Below are 17,232 nucleotides of genomic sequence, written 5' to 3'. Positions count from 1 at the left end.
GTTTTCATCAGCATCGCCACCTTTCGGTAGCCCACCTTCTGACGCGCCTAAATGCGGCGCGCAACCATCCGGTGACTTTGCGGACAAAATCTTTTGCGGACGCAGAATATTCGTCAAATCGCCTAATATTCTTGACTTTTTTGACTAAACTGCGCCAAATTTCGGAAATCTTACTGTTACTGTTGCTGTTGCTATTTTGCGTAGCGAATCGCAAACCACCCATCATGCCAGCAGCCGCGCCAACAACCGCACCAACCGCGCCGACGAGCATCGCGTGACCCCACTTCGTCTGATCAACGAAGAACGCGCCGCACATAACGCACATGCCGATCATCGCCACTACCAGCAGCGCCATGCTCATCCCCTCGCCGCCGGTCTTTGGCAGCGCGAATTTAGGCGGATCAATCACGTTCACATCGAAGGAAATTCTGTTCCAATCAACAGCAGACTTTAAGCCTGCAAGCTGAACCTTTTTCATATCCGTAGACGAATACTTGTTACCCTCAATAAGACTTCCATTAACAGTGTTATTAAACACCGTCAGAGCATTAGACTTCAACGCAAACACAGCGCACGTGTATTTTCCAGCTTTTTGAGGTACACCAGCAATATCGTCTTCACTGCGAGACACAGCGCTTTCTATGCTGTTCGGATCTTTATTCTTCGTGAAACCATATAGCAAGTTAGCATTGCAATTCTTACTGTCTTGACTGCAAGACTTTCGCTGATCAGCAGTTGCAAACTTCCAAGGCTGCACACCTTCACCATAATTCTGGTTCAAGTGCATATTGAGCGTATCGTCAAGCCCGCGGCTCCACTTTTGCTCGCCTTGCTTAGTGCACATCATGCGCAATGAAATATTGCTACGATCTTTCAAGCTCCACGCAAGCACATACGGGTTCTTAGTAAGGCTCGTGCCGCTCATAACGGTAAGAGAATTACCACCATCAAGCGTGTCATGAACAGGATCAGCGTCTTTAGACCTGAGCAATGTCATCTTAAGATCCTTGTCGGCTCCACCTAAGCCTCCAACTATAACTTTCGCATACACAGGCTTACCGTTGTTTCCAGAATCCGGGTCGTCCGAAGTGGAGCCATCCGGATAATGGATGACAATCTCTTTAAAGTACGCTTTAGGAGCAACAGATTGATCTGGGTGGAAGGTCACCTTTCCGTAACGAGTGCCGTCACCATTGGCACTGTGCTTGCCATTGTGATTATTAGGATCTTTAGGATTGTCAGGCTTATTGCTCTGATCACCTGCCTTATCTGCGGCGTTACCGGCCCAATACGACCAGTCTAGAGAAACCTGCTTTCCCTTAGTTCCGTCAGCATTTACCTCAAAGCCGTGAGTAGCATCCTTAAACTCAAACCAAGTTCCATCCGGAAGCGCACCAGCCTTCACAGCATCCTGGGATTTATCTGCACCGTTAGCACTCTTAACGCTTTGCGGCACAGCATTCTCAACCTTTTGACCAGCCGTAACGCTCACATCCAAGTACTTCGGGTTGTAGAAGTGGTTGTCGTTATGAATACGAATATCGAAAGAGCCAATCTTATAGCCTTTGCTGTCTTCACCGTATGGATACTTATTGTCCTTAGTCTTATCAAACAAACCAGCAGCTGGGTCTTTGGAAGTGCTCTTCTTTATATTAGTCTTAACAGCATTCGCAAACGCCTCAGACTTATCTTTGCCACTTATAACGTAGACCTTGCACTTGTAGTCGCCAGTCTTTTGAGCCTTTCCGCCAAAATATCCGCGCGTCTGCTCGGAAGCGCCGTCAATGTCGTATAGATAGTTGTCTTTATCGCATCTCTTATCAAGACGGCACTGCTTCTGCTGCTCAAAGCTCGCATGATTCCAGATTTTCTGGCTCTTAAACCTCAAGCCGTCTTTTTCGTTCTCATCCTTAGACTTCGTGTTATTAACATGACCAGGCAGAGTGTTGTAAGTATAATCGCTATAATTGCCATCCTTGCCCTTCTTGGAGCAGATTACGTGCTGATGCAACTTACCAACAGACTTAGTCATCCACGAGTCGAATGTTGCGTCGTTAGGTAGCGACTTGCCTACTTTAAGGTCGTAACCGTTGTCCATGCCCTTATCGTAGTAATGCTTATACAAGTTAAGATGAAGTTGATTATCCTTGTCGTCGCGCGTAACATTCACCTTTGCATACACAGGGTGCTTGTAGTTAATAGAGTCGTCATCGCTTGAAGCAGAGCCGTCTGGGTAGTGCACAACAACCTCGGCCCAGTATTGCCCAGCGTCTTTCCACTTATCTGGACGGAATGTGACGGAGCCGTATTCGCGACCAGTTTCATTTAAAGGAACGACTTTGCCTTTTTCCATAACAGGCTTGCCGTGCTCATCGCGCTTAACGTTGTCTTCGTCGCCTTCGAAGTTAGACCAAAGTTCCTTCTCGGATGGGAACTTGTCAGGTTGCGTTTTATCAACCTTCTTAACAAGCTTCTTAATCTCAAACCACGTGCCTGGTGGAAGAGCTTTGCCATCTTCAACGCCGCCCAAGTCTTCATCTGGAACACCGTTAGCGTTTACCTTCTGGCCGTCCACCATAATCTTCGTGTGGCTCTTTGGCTGACCGGAGCTATTAATCTCCTTATTAGCAAACGTACCAGCCTGAATTGATGGAATCTTCACATAGGTCGGGTTATACTTTTGGCTGTCTTTGAGCTTTATCTTAAAGTAGAAGTTGCCAGAAACCCACTCTTTGCCCTTACTGGATGCAAAAGCACCAGTATCAAAAGCAAAGACAAAACCTGCGCCGTTGTCTTTAGCTAACTTATCAAACTTTGTGAGCGCACCGTTATGCTGCGTACCTTTACCATCGTGAGCCTGATGGAACGCGAACACCTTACACTCGTACTCGCCGCCTTCCTTAGGCTTGCCGCCAATCAGCGCGCGCGAACGCTCCATAGTGTCTTTGTTGTATTCGCTATTGTGAAGGTATGTATTTAAATCACAAGTATTCTTATCCTTGCAATTCTTATCATTACCCCTCTTCCACTGGCGGAATTCTTCAAACTGCAAACCATTAATGTCCCCGCTAGCCTTACTATTGCCCTCAGCAGGCTTAAGCAGCTTATACTTAGTGTCATTCTTCTTATGGCACACTGCGCGGAAGGTAATAGGACCTTTGGCGTTATTAGCCCACGAATCAAGCACAATGCCGTTATTCTTGTTGCCTTTTGGCGCACCTATTTTCGTGCCCTTAGAAAGCTCTTTAGGCTTATTTGCATCTCCAAAGCTCCAGCCACCAAACTGACCGTTATTTATTTGCGTACCGTCGTAAAGGTTAAGATGCAAATCGCCGTCTGTAACAGGCAACTCTTGCACTTTAACAGGAGCATATACAACCTTGTCATAATTACCTGCGTCACTATCTTTAGACGTAGAACCATCCGGATACGTAACAAGTACAGGGGTCTTATCACTTGTACCAGCTTCTGTTTTAGACGGGCTAAACGTCACTTTGCCGTTACCTGTATTTTTTGAATCAATCTTAGACCAATCAAGCACAGGAGAAGTGTATTGAGTGTACTTCTCTAACTTAAAGGTAGAACCACTAGGCAACGCGCCTTCCCTAACCCACGGCTTTTTGCTGTCTTTTACGCTCTTAGGTTCTTTGCTATCAGTAGGATTAAACCTATTATTATTCGTATCGTAGTTAACAGTGGTTTCGTCGTAATGCGGGTTGTAGATGGATGCTTGCGAAACAATGCGTATATCAACGCCTTTGACTTGCTCAACCTGTTGCTTATGTTTACAACTATTATCACTTGGATTAGGGTAAGTGATTTGAACGTCAAAATGTATAGTATGACCCCTATCGGTTTTCTTTGGATTATACTTAAGTTTACCTGTTATAGGGTCAATATAGGCTTGACCAGGCTGCATGTTGTTAGGACTATTAGCCTTTGTAACACCACTTGGTAATACCTCTTTCCCTCCACTCTTTTTGAAAGAAAATGTTATACCGGTATCAGTTTGTTCAAATGGTTTCTCTGTATTATCGTATATCCATTTACCCTGTTCAGCCGTGCCATCCCAATGGCCAGTTTTAAAATATGGATCTACATCAGTAATTTCACCATATACGGCATCTTTTTTAGATTTTTTTGGAAATTGAACATCATCATTGCTCGTTGGATTAAAACCATAATGCCATTCTTTAGAATCAGGTATGCCATCACCATCATGATCATACGGACCCCAAATAATAAACTTATTCTTATCTGATCCATTTCTGTAAGAAACAAATCCTGCCATGAAAGGCAAGTTGTAAGGATCTTGATTATCTTTAACTTCAGCGGAGATAATCCAACGAATACCACTTACGCTATTGTTCTGTTCCCATGTTTTAAATAATCTACCGAATTTACCTTGTTTTTTCCAATTCCAAGCTTCGCATGCTTCATTTGAAAATATGCCACATGTTGCAATATGTTGATTCCATAGCTCATCATACTCAGAATCACCTGGAACTCTAGTCACATTAGTGCCCGAGTTAAACTTTCCTGGCTCTTCATTTTGATTACCTCTAAGATGCCAACTATAAAATTTTACGAACTTACCTTTATAAGGTTTAACCCCATCACTTTCAGTTCTATAACGTGTAATTCTAACAGTTTCATCTTTAACGCCTGAAGGAAGAACAGCATAAAATTCAGGTTGACCATCATAAGAGTGTGAACCATCCTTAGGATCACACTTCAGAAGTGGATTTTCCATTGCTTTAATTCTGCAAGCCTCTTTATTGTATAAGACTTCCCAAGTAATAGTAGTTTTTTTACGTCCATTGACGTTTTCTGTTTTAATAACCGGATTTTGAAAATCAATATCACGCCATATGTCATGATTATTAACAGAAGAAGGAGAAATATAGCCTGTACCTATATAATCCCAAAAAACATTAGCCTTACCCGCACCCTTCGCCTTATTCACTGGCGGAACGATGAGCATTGTTACTATGGTGGCGACGGCTACGAGCATTGCGAAGATCGCGCGGCGAAGAGTGTGAGAAGTTCGGGCGGCACTGGAGGCGGTACCGGTACCGGAAGTGCTAGCTGCGCCATCGCGCTCGCTGGTCTTATGCCAAGCCAAAGCGCGCGACGCAAGACGACCCACTCGTGATGCGAATCCACGGAACTTTGCTGGTAACATTCTCTCGCCTTCCTAATCCTTCGCTGCCGCAAAAGCAGCAGTATACCCAAATTCCAACTCTCTAAGTGTTAAACTTCAAACACTCAACCTGCATACAATGCCAGTGCTCGGCACACAAAAACCTTGTGCACTCACTACTGCAAATACCACCCAACAGAGCCAACCACAGGTAGTTCAGTATACCATACACGTATACCCTATATGCAAGCATTTCTATTGAAAAGCCTCTAGTAGTTATACCCCCCCCCCATGAAGGATTTCAAGCAAAAAGGGCATATAATATGGCATATAATCTCACATATGGAAAAATTCCTACAATCTACTAATATCGCTAAAAAATCTACTGAAAAACGCATTTAGAATGAATAATTTCCGGCGCAAAAACGACGAAATTGCGTCTTCGGCGTGTCTAAAGCCGGCCGCTTCCCCGTGCAAGATACTACATGTGGGTATGCCGCGCGCGATTTGGTGCTATATGCTGTGGTGGAGCGGGTGGGCGCAAATCCGACCAAACTGACCACAAACGCCGGAAAAGTTGCGCGCGTTTGGAGCGCCAAACCAGCAACAACCCTCCAAACGCCGGAAAAATTACCCACGTTTGGAGCAATACACAACCCCAAACCCTCCAAACGACGGAAAAGTTGCGCACGTTTGGAGCGATACACAACCCAAAAGCTCGCACTATAAGCGCTCGCTTACGAAACTCGCGTTGGAAGTCCACTGGACTTCCAACCTAAGCGAATTCCCGCTCCGAATTGCCTTTTCGCGCTAAATCGCAGCGCTCAAGCATGTCGTCGCGCAAAAAAATCGGGGCAGATGCGCTCTCGCACTTCCGCCCCCCAAAACCCTAAGGTTTTCAAGCATTTTCAATTCTATCTTTCACATATCCAACTGTCAATAACAGTACACATAAAAGCAAGCAATGAGTTAAATTTACTCGCTTTATCATACTCTTTTGTGTACTCAGATGCCTTTTTTATAAAATCACATGCAATGTATCGAATAATGCTTTTTTGATCATTAACGCACTCATCACACTGATAATTCCTATGCAGAAATTTCTTATACATATATGCAGTTATCACTATTTCTTTCATCTTCGCATTACACATATTTGATCGCCTCGCACGCTTATTAAACCCTACAGTTTCAATAGCTTTACTTACTTCTTCAAGCAAAAGCACGTTGTCAAAACTTTTTTCAGTAATTCCATCCAATATTGAATTAGAATGAGCACAAGCATTACGCACGGATTTTACCCTGCACAATAAGTGATGTTCCTTCTGCATATCTCTGCTATTCCATCTTCTTGCACAAAAACGATAAAATCTTAACAATGTTCCAAATGTAATACCTTCAACAAATACCCAAATTGGCATTCCACCTGTATACTTTGCCGCCGATTCTCTGCCATATTTCCCATCTTTAAGTCGTTCTAATTCAGCAATTAGTATTTTGCGGTCATCGTTATAAAGACTAGACATGTAATCTTCAACAATTGAATATCCATCTTCTTTAGGATTTTCAGTAAACATTTTCATTAACTTAACTTTTGCCTCATGCTCTATAGTTAAAGTTATTAGAAGCAAAAGTATTTGAAACATCCTATTAAGCTGCTCTATTTTGCATAATTGATCAAAATCCAAGTCAATATACTGACCATTTCTAGATTCACCAACTCTCTTGTTAAACAATTTTTTATATGAACAAGTCTCAAAATAGTATGAGAAGATTGAAAGGTAGGAAATTGCAAAATCTTCAGATTGTTTGTTAAAAGTTATACCTTGCTTCTTAAGATGTTTTATCTGATCTATTGACGAAAGCTTCACGGGCAATTTATTAATTGCACATGTTTTCTTTATATCCGAATCGCATTGATTATCCATACTATGCCTTCCCCTTTTCCAAACTATGGATAAATATCGTTTATTTTTGCGAATACTACCCCAATAGCATTCGATGACTCTTTAAACGCACCAGCGCATATGCAACTATTCTACAACACTACAGAAAGAGCCGGGAATAGGCAGGCGCAACCAAAACGACGATAAGTAGAAAATCAAAAGTGGGCTTAATGGGGTTCGAACCCACGACCTTCTGCTCCGGAGGCAGACGCTCTATCCACTGAGCTACAAGCCCGCAACTCGAGAAAGTATACACGCTAGTCGGGATGCTAAGCGGGAAAACTTGCATAACCCTCCAAACGCGAGACAAGTTACCCACATTTGGAGCGCCAAACCAGCCACAACCCTCCAAACACGGGAAAAGTTGCGCACGTTTGGAGCAATATGCCAGACCAAAGCTCGCACTATAAGCGCTCGCTTACGAAACTCGCGTTGGAAGTCCACCGGACTTCCAACCCAAGCGAGTTTCCGCTCCGAATTGCTTTCGCGCGCTAAATCGCAGCGCTCAAGCATGTCGTCGCGCCAACGCGAGAAAAGTTGCGCGCGTTTGGAGCAAAAACTCACGCACCGCCAAGGAAGGCGAAGGTGCCGAAGTAAAGCGCCGACGCCACCGAAACCAGCGGCACAATCGCGCAAACAACCAAGATCCACCAATCGCGCGCATGCACACTGCTCACGCGAGCGTGCGAACGCGCCCCAACTCCCCCAAAACCGCGCGCTTCCATAGCCGTGGCGAGCGTAGTCGAACGACGAATCGAAAGCACAAGCAGCGCAAACGACTGCGGGAAGAACGCCCTCACGCGATGCTCATCGCCAAGTCCACGCGAACGCCTCGACGCCGTCAGCGCCGCCCAATCATCCTGCAGCACGCCAAAAAGCCTAATTCCCGCCAAACCGCCGTATACGAATCGGTCCGGCAAATGCATCACCTGGCTAAAAGCATCCGCCAAATCGGTTGCGTCCATGCCAATCACCATCACAATCGACGGAATACCAATCGCCAAAATCCTAAGCGAGGTTGCAACGGCCAGCATCGCCGATCGGTCCGTAGCATGCATAAGCCACCACTGGAACCAAGTATTTCCGCCACTTTTGCCGTATAGCAGCACGGTGAGCGCGGAAGTCGGCGCACCCACCCACACAGGCCACGAAAGGCGAATCACACGCCACGGAGTAAGTTTGATGCACGCGAAAATCGCAAATTCCAGCACCAGCGCCACCGAAGCCGACACGCAATCAAGCGTAAAAATCAGCGGAATCGAAGCCGCGAACGCTCCAAAAATACGAAATACCGGATTCATCGACGCAATAAGCGGCGAACGGCTTGAAAGTTTCGGCTTTTCGCTGCGATTGTTGACGGCACTCACTTTGATTCGCGAAATGTCGGTTGCGCCGGTGGTGGCGGAAAGAGCTTCAGAAGCTTCAGTTTTCGCATCCGGCACGAGCTCCACCAAGCGCGCGCCCAGCGCCTCAACCAGCTCACGATCATGCGTCACAACAATAATGCTCACGCCCTCACTGCGAAGGCTTGCAATCAAGCGAATAATTTGCAGCCAAGTTTTGCGATCCTGACCAAAAGTTGGCTCGTCCAAAATCAGCACGCGCGGAGCCGCAGCAAGCGAAGCCGCCACAGTCAATCTACGCTTTTCGCCGCCAGAAAGCGTGTACGGATTCGCCTTCGCATAGCGCGCCAAACGGAATCGCTTCAACAGCTCCTGAGCCTTCGCACGCGCCTCATCCTCCGGCACACCTGTGCGAAGCGGGCCCAGCATAACCTCGTCCAGCACCGAACCGCACGCAAACTGATGCTCCGGATTTTGGAAAACGTACGAAATTCGCTTCGCCAAATCCGGCGACTTCCACTTCATTGGATTCGCGCCGTTCGCGCCTTTAGCAAGAGCATCGCTCGCCACAACCTCGCCACTTACAGCCGGCAAAAGACCCGCCAAAGTTAGCGAAAGCGTTGATTTTCCAGTGCCGTTCGCGCCGACCAAAGCCGTAATCTGCCCGGCTCTAAACTCAAGATTGATGTGACTCGCAATCGGCTCGCTGCTATGGCTGATTGCGAGATCCTTCGTAGAAAGCAGGACTTCTCCGTAGCCTTCTGCTGGATTGCAGTTTGAGGAAGATTTTGAAGAAGATTTACTTTCGGAAGATTTACTTACGGAAGATTCATTTGCAGAAGATTTTACGTTTTTCTTGTAGCGCTCCGGAAGCCAAATACCCAGATCTTCAAAGTCCAAATCGGTGCGATTAAACACCTCATCCGGCGTGCCATCCGCCACAATAACCGTGCGAGATGAAGCCGCGCGCGCAATATCGTCGTCGTGAACGGTTTCGTCGTGAACGGTTTCAGTAGAAGTCTCACGTTGAGCAGTCTCATCGCGAGAAGTTTCATCATTCTCAAGCCCAAGCACAACCACGCGATCAATCATGTCAATCCACGGCTCAGCATGATGCTCAACAAGCACCATCGTGGCATGCGTCGAATCCAAAACCGCGCGCACAGCGCCCACAATCTGCTGCGTGCCGTCCGGATCCAAATTCGCAGTTGGCTCGTCCAAAAGCAGCACACTCGGCTGCATCGCAAGAGCGCCCGCAAGAGCCAAACGCTGCATCTGACCGCCGCTTAAATGCGAAGTTGAACGGTGCAACTGCAAGCCATCCAACCCAACTTTTTTAAGACTTTCGCGCACACGATCCCAAATCTCTTCGCGCGGAACGTTCATATTTTCCGGACCGAACGCAACGTTATCTCCCAAACGCTGGAAAATCGCCTGCGCATCCGGATCTTGCAAAACAAGCCCAACCTTGCCTCGCGCGCGGCGAACCGGCACGCCGTCAACCAAAACGCAACCCTCACTCACGCCACCATCGGCATCTTCGACGAGAGTGGTTTGATGGGATTTTGCGGAAGTATCAGAAGTATTTGCGGAAGATTTATAAGTATTTGCGGAAGATTTAGTAGCGCTATCTTTCGCGCTATCTTTCGCGCTATCTTTCGCGCTACTTTTCGCCACAAAATCATTGCCAATAAGACCTGCCGCACCGCTTAAAATCGTGGATTTACCAATGCCTGACGCACCCAGCAGCAACACACGCTGACCCGCCTTAATCGTGAGGTCCAACCCGCGCACAGCAAAAGCGCGACGAGAAGCATGACGATAACCCCAATGCTCAAAACGAAGCTCAGCGTTATTAGCTTTGCTAGCGTTACTAGCGTTATTAGCGCTGCTGTCACTATTGCAATCGCTTGAAGCTGATGGAAGGAAAGTTTCAGATTCTTGCGATTTAACAGCATCAGGCATAGTAAATCCTTTATGGCAATGATAGATTTTTAATTTTTGCGAATACGTTATTCGCTATTTTTCGCGGATTTCGCGACCGGAAGCAAACTGATCCAACGCGCCGGTCTTAGCGATTCCCACATACAAGAACCACATCAAAATGCCTGCAATCACAATGCCGGAAACCACGGTGCTGACGAAGTATGGAAGACCATACTTGCCGAATACGCTAACAGCCTGCAACTTACCGAGGAAGGTGTAACCCCAGCAACCAATGCCAGTCAATGCGCCGGAAAGAATCATTGTGTTCAAATTCCACTTCTTGTAAGCGAAAATAATGAACGCAATTTCAGCAAACAGACCCTGAACCACTGCAATAGCGAAGGTTTCAGCACCGCCCCACTGATTGCCCATCAAAGCTTCGAGCACACCAGCTACGACTTCAGCGTAAATAGCAGCACCCGGCTTACGCACGATTACTGCGGCCAAAGGAGCAGCGAAGAGCCAAAGACCGTTAATAAGACCTGCAAAACCTGGAAGAATGCTGTTTAGCGCAGTCCATGGAACCTCACTAAAAATGGCAACAACCCAATAAATAAAAGCAGAAACAACGCCAATTACGGAAGCAACTGCGATGTCTGCAACACGCCACTGCATGTTGGACTGATAATTTTCTTCTGACATAAAAATGTGCCTTTCTTATTCTGCGTTGCAATGCGTTAAATTGTGCGCAATGCAATATTTTGCGTTACAACGAAACATTGCAACAACTATCAGGCACGGGAAAAACTGACCTCCGTGCGCCGGTATTACCCGGATTCACGTTCAAGCGGTTTTCTCTCAGCTCTGCTGCGCGCAGTAACGCACCAACACAAAGCACCCGTGTCGATTGACGATTGTACGGCAGCGCGTAGACGCACGCCACAACAAGATGTTAAAACATCAAAATTTACTTACCGCGCATCGCACGACGGCTTATGCGCTGCGGACGCGTCGGATCAATTCCCTTCGGAATTCCAAATCCGCTCTTGCTTTGCAGAGTGCGCAAGCGCTCGTTCAAAATCGCCAGCTCCGTCTTAGTAAGGAAGAATCGGCGGTTTGGATGAATCTTATTAAGCAACGCAAACTTGTGATTCGACGGCTGCAAAGTCTTGGCGCGCAACACTTTTCCACGCAATTCCTTAAGCTTCACCTGGTTTTCGCCATTGCCAACAGCAATACGGTATACAGGTATATTAGATCCCGCCGTAACGCTTCTAATAGCGTGCTCCTGGCGATCCATCGCGTGCATCAAGCGCTCGTAATTGCCCTCGCCAACTAGGAAGATTCCGTTAAAACCGGTGCCGCGCCAAATCGCGTCCTTCGTGCGAGGATCAACCCACACCGGCTGCTGCGGGAAGGTAAATCCGCCCTTGTTAATAGCCGAAACGATGCCAGCCGCCGCACCCGGGCGACCTTCCAACTTCGCGTAACCAACCTTATCCGCGCGCTTCGTAAGTACAACCGTAAACAGCAGCAAACCAACCATTACCGCTGTAACAATCATCATAATCCACGCAAAAATCGACCAGCGCAGCAGCAAACCAAGCACAATAGCCACAACTATTGGCGCTGCAAACGCCACAGACAGCCACAGCGGAAGCTGCTTATCATCAGGATGCGTGTACTTATAAATGCGGATAATCTGCGAAAACATGCCCTGCATGCCCATCTTATTTCCGGACTTATTTGCGGATTTATTTCCTGACTGATTCGTGCTATGCGATTTGTCTTGTGATTTACCTTGTGCCATGCGTCTACCCCATGATATTCGCGTTATTTTGAGTATTCAAAATAATAATAGTAGGTTGTGCAAATATTAATAAATTTGCGATTACTATATTGCTTACTTTCGCTTAACTATTGCTTAACTTTCGCTTGACTTCAGCTTACTTCGGCCAATTTCCGCGCTTTGGCGAACTTGGTTTCGGCAAACGCCAGCGACGCATCTGCATCGCACGGCTCCAAGCATACATGCCGGAACGCGACTGCTTCGACACCGCAACATCGCCATAACGACGCACAAGCTCCTTACGCAACTTTCGCCACATAATAAACATGTCGATCACGGAAGCAAAAAGATACGTGTACAGCAGCACAGCGAGCGCAATGTACACAATCACAAACCGCGAAAGTGCAAACAGGCATATCATAATCACAATTGCAAACGGCACGAAAAACTCGCCGATGTTAAAGCGCGCGTCCACGTAATCGCGAATATATACGCGCCACGGAAGCTGCTCAACCTTTGGCATATGCGCCAAATCACCCGTACGCATTGCTTCGTACTGAATATTTTCGCGCTGCCTGATTCTAGCGCGAGCCTGCTTTGCACTGGCCTTGCGATCGGCTGGAACAAGCGGACGAAGATTTTGCGCTTGAGCCGCGTTGCGCTTAGGAGTTGGCGCGTTTTTTTCGCGGGATTTCACGGCTGATTTTTCGTCTGATTTTTCGTCTGTTTTCTGCTGAGCAGACGCGCCGACGCTAGCTTCGTTAGCAGCTGTTTTCTTTGCAAATGGATTCCATGTCATGTTTGCAGATTACTCAACAGACTAGACGCATAAGCGCAACGTAGAAACGAAATCACTCAGCCAATCGATCCAAAAGCAGCGCTTCCGTCACAATATTTCCGCGCAATCCAGAAAGCGAAATCGACTCGTTAGGGCTGTGCGCATTAGACTTAGGGTCTTCCGGACCAGTCACAAGCACTTGCGCTTTCGGGAATATGCGCTGAAGTTCCGGAATAAACGGAATCGATCCGCCCTCGCCCTTATTTACAGGCTCCACACCAAAAGCATCGCGCATAGAAGCGAGCGCATCCTTTGTTGCCACAGCATCCGGATCCATTGCCCAACCCATGCCGTTATCAATCGGCTCTACAGTAACTTCCGCACCAAAAGGAGCGTTTGCAACCAAAAAGTCACACAAAGCTTTTTGTGCTTCTTCAGGACGCTGCGAAGGCGCGGTACGAAGAGAAAGACGCAACTTAGTTTCGTGCGCAATCACATTAAAACTGCCCTCAACTGGGTGCGCGTCCATGCCGATTACCGTCAGGCTCGGCTTAGTCCACATGCGTGCGGCGAGAGAACCGGTGCCGGCAAGCTTATAAGAATCAACTACGGAAGCGTCGGCACGCACTTGCGACTCGTCTAAATCGCGCTGCAAACCGCCGACCGGCTCCTCTGCTTTAATTCCAGGCACTGCCAAGTCGCCATCCTTGTTATAAAGCGAAGCAACAAGCATGGAAGCGAGAGTGTAAGCGTCCAAAATTGGGCCGCCAAACTGGCCGGAATGCACTTGATGGCCAAGAACTTTAACCTTTACGTCCACGTCGGTATTTCCGCGCAAACTCGTTGTGAGGCTTGGGATTTCGGCGGACCAGTTGCCGGAGTCAGCCACGATGATTACGTCTGATTCAAATTCGGCTTTATGAGACTCGATGAAAGGAATGAAGCTTGGCGAGCCCATTTCTTCTTCGCCTTCGATGAAAACCTTAATATTTACGCGCAAATCGTCGCTTAGCGCGCGCAAAGCTCCGTAGTGGATTGCGATTCCGCCGCCGTCGTCGGCAGATCCGCGGCCGTAAAGACGACCGTCGCGCTCTGTGCCTTCAAATGGGTTTGTGTTCCACTCGGATGGATCCGGAACAGGCTGCACATCGTGATGCGCGTACAGCAAAACCGTTGGCGCGCTTGGGTTTACGATGCGAGAGCCGACCACTTCGAAAGCCCCCGGAGTGCCGTCCGGATTCGTGGACTGCTCAACGCGCGCGTCAATACCAACCTCACGCAATACCCCAGCCACGTATTGCGCGGACTTTTGCATATGCTCGCCGGCAATACCCTTAGCCGAAACCGCAGCAAGCGAAATCTTCTTATTCAACACGGAAACTACATCATTCCAAGCGTCTTGCACGCGAGCGCGCACGTCTTCAACAGCCAAACCTGCCATAAATCCTCCCAAGTAAAAGTAGCAGAGCAGTAATTTATACTTACAAAACTATATCTAAATTATACCCAAACTATATTCGCAAATCATGTGCTAAGCGCGCGCGATTCTACTTTCAACCCAATCGACTATGTAAGGCGCGCACTGTTCAACCTGATCCATCGCAACTTCAAACTCGTGCGGGCCGCCGTACCACGGATCTGCCAAATCGAGCATCATCTCGCGACCTGGCTGCGGCTTCGGAAGCGACGGATCAAACGTGCGATACATATGCACCAACTCGCGCTTTTGCGCAGGAATCAGCCGCAAAAGTGAGTGCATATGCGAAGCCGTCATAGGCAAAAACAGGTTCGTTTCCGCAATCTCATCCGCATCAATTCGATGCGCAAAATGCGACGCCGGAAGGCGGTATCCGCGTTTAGTTAATTCCCTTTGCGCGCGTCGGTCAATCGGATTTCCGTATTCTTCGTCGCTAACTCCGCAAGATTGCACGGCAACTACGTCGCCCAATCCCCTCAACTGAAACTCGTTGCGCAACACGATTTCCGCCATTGGCGAGCGGCAAATATTTCCGGTGCAAACCGTCATAACAGTGTATGGGTGACGCGCATCTACCTTGATTTTGCTTGATTCTTCAGTCATGCTTCCTCGTTTATTTTGCTGTCTCGTTTATTTTGCAATTTCGTTTATTTTGCGATTTTTTATTTTGCGATTTCGTTTACTGCACAGGCTCATATACCATAAACCGGTATCGCGCAGGATTGCTTTCGCTTCCAACTTTAAGCGGCGCTTCCTCAAACTCGCCTTCGCGCGCAACACGCCATTTTCCTGCATCAACTAGCTCATGAACATTCGGAGCAAACGTGTCCGCTGCAACTTTAGCTTCGATTTGCGTAACGTAAGCCGCGTCCGCGTGATAATTCGCGAGCATTTCGCGCAAAATCGCAGCGCCGCCAATAACCCAGATTGCGGAGCCGTCTTGAGGCAAATCTTGAGGAGAATCTTGAGATGCGTCTAGAGATGCGCTTTCCTTATTTTCCAGCGCTTCCTTATTTTCCAGCCATTCGCGCGCGTAATCCAAAGCCGCATCAATGCTAGTAAAACTCCGAGCGCCATCTGCCACAAAATCCGGCTTATGAGTCACCACAATATTTTCGCGACCCGGCAGCGGACGGAATTTCGGCGGCGTTGCATCCCACGTACCGCGGCCCATAATCACAGGGCAGCCGATTGTCATCGCCTTAAAATAGCGCAAATCTGGGGAAAGTCGCCACGGCATGCCGCCGTTCACGCCCATCGCGCCGGGCTTTCCGTCTAAACCGAAAGCCTCGCCCCAAATCAGTCGCACCGGAAAATTATTCAGCGCACTTACGCTACTTTCCATTTTCGCCCCCTAAAAGCTAAATCAAAGCCAAAAATCAAGCAAAATAATTCGCAATTATCACACCGCAACCGGCGCTTTAATCGTCGGATGATGCTTGTAATCAACAACCTTAAAATCGTTGTAATCGTAGTCAAAAATCGAATCCGCCTTACGAATTTCAAGCTGCGGATACGGGTATGGCTCGCGCGAAAGCTGCTCAAGCACCTGCTCAACGTGATTGTCGTAAATATGGCAGTCGCCGCCCGTCCACACGAACTCGCCCGGCTCCAAACCTGCCTGCTGAGCCATCATCATCGTCAAAAGCGAGTAGGACGCAATGTTAAACGGCACGCCGAGGAACATGTCGCACGAACGCTGGTAAAGCTGGCACGAAAGCTTGCCGTCGGCAACGTAGAACTGGAAAAGCGAGTGGCAAGGCGGCAACGCCATATGCTCAACTTCCGCAGGATTCCAAGCGCTAACAATCATTCGGCGAGAATCTGGGTGATTCTTCATAAGATCCAGAACGTTTGCGATTTGGTCAATTGTGCGATTCGGATTTTCCGCCGTAGGAGCCGGCCAACTCCTCCACTGCACGCCGTAAACAGGGCCTAAATCGCCATTTTCATCCGCCCACTCGTCCCAAATGTGAACGCCGTTTTCTTGCAACCAACGCACGTTACTCGAACCTTTAAGGAACCAAAGCAACTCGTACGCAAGTCCTTTGAAAAACACAGTTTTTGTGGTGATAAGCGGGAAGTATTTACTAATATCGAAGCGGATTTGCTGGCCAAAAAGTGAGATTGTGCCAGTGCCGGTGCGATCTGATTTTAGAGTGCCTTCCGTAAGGATTTTTCGCACTAAATCCTCATAAGGAGTTGGGATGCTGGAAAGCGGTTTTTGCGGGATGCGCGCGCGAATTGCGGCGAGTTCTTCTTCTGTTAAAGCCATGATTCAATGGTAACAATTGCACGGTAAGAATCGTGCTGTCGTGGCGGTAACAATCTAGCGTAAAATAGTTAGAACAAACAGTAGCAAAGGAGCAAAAATGTCTAGAAGATTATGGGTTGAGCGCACAGAAGACGGCACTTGGGAAGCACACAGCGACGACGGTGCAAGCCTTAAGTTTGGCCGCGGCGAAGGAATGTTCAATCCAGTTGAGCTGATGCAGATTGCTTTAGCCGGCTGCACCGCGCTTAGCAGCCAGTACGCGGCTGAGCAGGCGGTTGGCGAGGGTGCTGGCGCGCGCGTTGTGGTAAATGGCACGTATGACGCGGAAGAAGGCACGTACTTGCGTTTTCAAGAAGACGTTACGCTAGACGCGACTTCTTCAAAACCTGCGCTAAGCGAGGAAGATGCGGCCGCGCTTAAAGAGCGCATGGAACGTCATATTTCCAGGGGTTGCACGGTTAAGCATACGCTCGAAAATGGGGCGAAAGTAAGCGTAAACGTTACGGTTCGCCGCTAGAATAAGCCAAAAATCGTACGAAAATCTCGCTAAAGTTG

At 47.9% G+C, this 17,232-nt stretch carries 11 protein-coding genes and 1 tRNA gene; 1 reads left to right on the top strand and 11 read right to left on the bottom strand.

The window, feature by feature from the left end:
* Positions 1-7: 7 nt before the first annotated feature.
* The 11 genes from HXT33_RS01755 to HXT33_RS01705 form a co-directional block, all read right to left on the bottom strand.
* Positions 8-5,185 (bottom strand): Rib/alpha-like domain-containing protein, encoded by a 5,178-nt coding sequence (locus HXT33_RS01755; RefSeq protein WP_421787316.1) that lies wholly within the window; start codon positions 5,183-5,185, stop codon positions 8-10.
* 872 nt (positions 5,186-6,057) lie between these two features.
* Positions 6,058-7,071: an Abi family protein gene (locus tag HXT33_RS01750; protein ID WP_421787314.1), complete on the bottom strand. Its 1,014-nt coding sequence runs from the start codon at positions 7,069-7,071 to the stop codon at positions 6,058-6,060.
* 180 nt (positions 7,072-7,251) lie between these two features.
* A tRNA-Arg gene (locus tag HXT33_RS01745) sits at positions 7,252-7,324 on the bottom strand.
* Positions 7,325-7,649: 325 nt separating this feature from the next.
* Entirely contained in the window at positions 7,650-10,397 is a 2,748-nt protein-coding gene (locus HXT33_RS01740; protein WP_421787312.1) for an ATP-binding cassette domain-containing protein, read from the bottom strand.
* Positions 10,398-10,451: 54 nt separating this feature from the next.
* The gene (locus tag HXT33_RS01735; protein WP_004137040.1) at positions 10,452-11,060 is read right to left on the bottom strand and encodes an ECF transporter S component; all 609 of its coding nucleotides are present in this window, start codon (positions 11,058-11,060) and stop codon (positions 10,452-10,454) included.
* 265 nt (positions 11,061-11,325) lie between these two features.
* The gene (locus HXT33_RS01730; RefSeq protein WP_004137038.1) at positions 11,326-12,168 is read right to left on the bottom strand and encodes a DUF4191 domain-containing protein; all 843 of its coding nucleotides are present in this window, start codon (positions 12,166-12,168) and stop codon (positions 11,326-11,328) included.
* Between the two features lie 136 nt (positions 12,169-12,304).
* A complete protein-coding gene (locus HXT33_RS01725; protein WP_116793843.1) occupies positions 12,305-12,946 on the bottom strand; it encodes a DUF3043 domain-containing protein in 642 nt (213 codons plus the stop codon).
* 52 nt (positions 12,947-12,998) lie between these two features.
* Positions 12,999-14,366, bottom strand: a complete 1,368-nt coding sequence (locus HXT33_RS01720; protein WP_421787309.1) for a dipeptidase — start codon at positions 14,364-14,366, stop codon at positions 12,999-13,001.
* 90 nt (positions 14,367-14,456) lie between these two features.
* Positions 14,457-15,005 (bottom strand): low molecular weight protein-tyrosine-phosphatase, encoded by a 549-nt coding sequence (locus HXT33_RS01715; RefSeq protein ID WP_421787307.1) that lies wholly within the window; start codon positions 15,003-15,005, stop codon positions 14,457-14,459.
* A 76-nt stretch (positions 15,006-15,081) separates the two neighbouring features.
* Positions 15,082-15,747, bottom strand: a complete 666-nt coding sequence (locus HXT33_RS01710) for a dihydrofolate reductase (protein WP_004134495.1) — start codon at positions 15,745-15,747, stop codon at positions 15,082-15,084.
* A gap of 57 nt (positions 15,748-15,804) precedes the next feature.
* Positions 15,805-16,677, bottom strand: coding sequence for a thymidylate synthase (locus HXT33_RS01705; RefSeq protein ID WP_421787305.1), 873 nt, complete (start codon positions 16,675-16,677; stop codon positions 15,805-15,807).
* A gap of 97 nt (positions 16,678-16,774) precedes the next feature.
* On the opposite strand from HXT33_RS01705, the gene HXT33_RS01700 reads away from it, so the two are divergent.
* Positions 16,775-17,194: an OsmC family protein gene (locus tag HXT33_RS01700; RefSeq protein ID WP_004134491.1), complete on the top strand. Its 420-nt coding sequence runs from the start codon at positions 16,775-16,777 to the stop codon at positions 17,192-17,194.
* Positions 17,195-17,232 lie beyond the last annotated feature (38 nt).

This window comes from Gardnerella sp. DNF00753 (genome assembly GCF_049244275.1).
GTDB classification, from domain to species: Bacteria; Actinomycetota; Actinomycetes; order Actinomycetales; family Bifidobacteriaceae; genus Bifidobacterium; species Bifidobacterium greenwoodii.
This window is presented reverse-complemented; position numbering and strand designations above follow the sequence as displayed.